The 2,039-nt window shown below is 78.0% G+C and carries 2 protein-coding genes; both read left to right on the top strand.

Translation table 11 applies throughout. The features are described from left to right. The first annotated feature begins 22 nt into the window (after window positions 1–22). Window positions 23–1,243, top strand: coding sequence for a CaiB/BaiF CoA transferase family protein (locus ABEB16_RS21690; protein WP_345714247.1), 1,221 nt, complete (start codon window positions 23–25; stop codon window positions 1,241–1,243). After that, a partial coding sequence (locus ABEB16_RS21685) for a carboxyl transferase domain-containing protein (RefSeq protein ID WP_345714246.1) occupies window positions 1,240–2,039 on the top strand: 800 nt, incomplete at its 3' end. The genes ABEB16_RS21690 and ABEB16_RS21685, both read left to right, overlap by 4 nt.

The raw sequence follows: 2,039 nt of genomic DNA, 5'->3' as shown, positions 1-2,039 counted from the left end.
CGCTGCGGCGGGCGGTGGGCCGGTGAGCGCGCCGACGCCGCGGCCCGGCGCTGGCCCGCTGGCCGGCACGCTCGTGGTGGACCTGTCGCGGGCGCTGGCCGGCCCGCACGCGGGCATGGTGCTGGGCGACCTGGGGGCGCGGGTGGTGAAGGTGGAGGCACCCGGAACCGGCGACGACACCCGCGGCTGGGGCCCGCCGTTCCTCGACCCACCGGGCGGTGGGAACCGGGAGTCGTCGTACTTCCTGTCCTGCAACCGCAACAAGGAGTCGATCGCGCTGGACCTGAAGTCCGGCGACGGGCAGGAGGTGCTGCGCGGCCTGCTGTCGCGGGCGGACGTTCTGGTGGAGAACTTCCGCCCCGGGGTGCTGGAGCGGCTCGGGTTCGGCACCGGGGAGCTGTTCGCGCTCAACCCCCGGCTCGTGGTGCTGTCCATCACCGGTTTCGGCCACGACGGCCCCGAGGGCGGGCGCGCCGGCTACGACCAGATCGCGCAGGGCGAGGCCGGGTTGATGTCGCTGACCGGCTCCGGCCCTCAGGACCCGCAGCGGGTGGGGGTGCCCATCGCGGACCTGCTGGCCGGGCTGACGGGCGTCTCCGGGGTGCTGGCGGCGCTGCTGGAGCGCGGGCGCACCGGCCGCGGGCAGGTGGTGCGGACCTCGCTGCTGGCCTCGGTGGTCGGGGTGCACGCCTTCCAGGGCACCCGGTTCACGGTGGCCGGGGAGGTGGGCCGGGCGCAGGGGAACCACCACCCGGCGATCGCGCCCTACGGGTTGTTCGCGTGCGCCGACGGCGCGGTGCAGATCGCGGTCGGCAGCGAGGGGTTGTGGCAGCGCTTCTGCGCCGCCTTCGGCCTGGACGCGGCTGCGGAGGGTTTCGCCGGCAACGGTGAGCGGGTGGCCCACCGCGATCGGCTCACCGCGCGGATCGAGGAGGTGTTCGCCGGCCGCAAGGCCGAGGACCTGCTCGCGGAGCTGGAGCGGGCCGGGGTGCCCGCCGGGCGGGTCCGCGGCATCGACGAGGTGTACGCCTGGGAGCAGACCCGCTCCCAGCACCTGCTGGTGGACGTCGAGCACGACACGCTCGGCCCGCTCACGCTGCCGGGTTCCCCGCTGCGGTTCTTCGCCCCCGACGGCACCGAGACCACGCGCGGCCACCACGGCGCCCCACCGGTGCTCGACGCCCACGGTGCCGCGCTGCGGGCGGAGCTGGCCGGCACGACGGGCGCGGGGGGCACCGCGTGAGCGTCTCCGCGCTCGCCGCACCCGCGGGCGGGCACAGCGCCGCCGACGTGCTCGCCGCGGTGCTCGACGCCGGCACCTTCCGGTCCTGGGACGCGCCCGCGGACCGCACCGGCGCCCCGGCGCGCTACCTGGAGCAGCTCGCCCGCGCCGAGGTGCGGGCGGGTGCCGACGAGGCGGTCCTCACCGGGGAGGGGTTGCTGGCCGGGCGACGGGTCGCGGTCGTGGTCTCGGAGTTCGCCTTCCTCGCCGGTTCCGTCGGCACGGCCGCGGCGGCGCGCATCGTGGCCGCCGTCGAGCGGGCCACCGCGGAGCGCCTGCCGCTGCTGGCCGCCCCCGCCTCCGGCGGCACCCGGATGCAGGAGGGCACCGGCGCCTTCGTCACGATGGCCGGGATCGTCGCCGCGCTGTCCGCCCACCGCGCCGCGCACCTGCCCTACCTGGTGCACCTGCGCCACCCGACGACCGGGGGCGTGCTGGCGTCGTGGGGATCCCTCGGCCACGTCACCACCGCCGAGCCCGGCGCCCTCGTCGGGCTGCTGGGTCCGCGGGTCCAGGAGGCCCTGACCGGCGCGGCGCTGCCCGCCGGCGTGCAGCGCGCGGAGAACCTGCGCCGCCACGGCGTCGTCGACGCCGTCGTGCCGCTGCACCGGCTGCGCGCCACCGCCGCCCGTGCGCTCGACGTCCTGTGCGCCCCCGTCGCCGGGCACCCGTGCGCCGGGCGGCCGGGTGCAGCGGCGCCCGGCCGCCACCTCGCCGCGGTGGGCACGAGGGCACCGGTGGCACCGGTGGCGGCGTG

It is taken from the genome of Kineococcus glutinatus, from assembly GCF_039542765.1.
Lineage (GTDB): Bacteria > Actinomycetota > Actinomycetes > Actinomycetales > Kineococcaceae > Kineococcus_A > Kineococcus_A glutinatus.
This window is presented reverse-complemented; position numbering and strand designations above follow the sequence as displayed.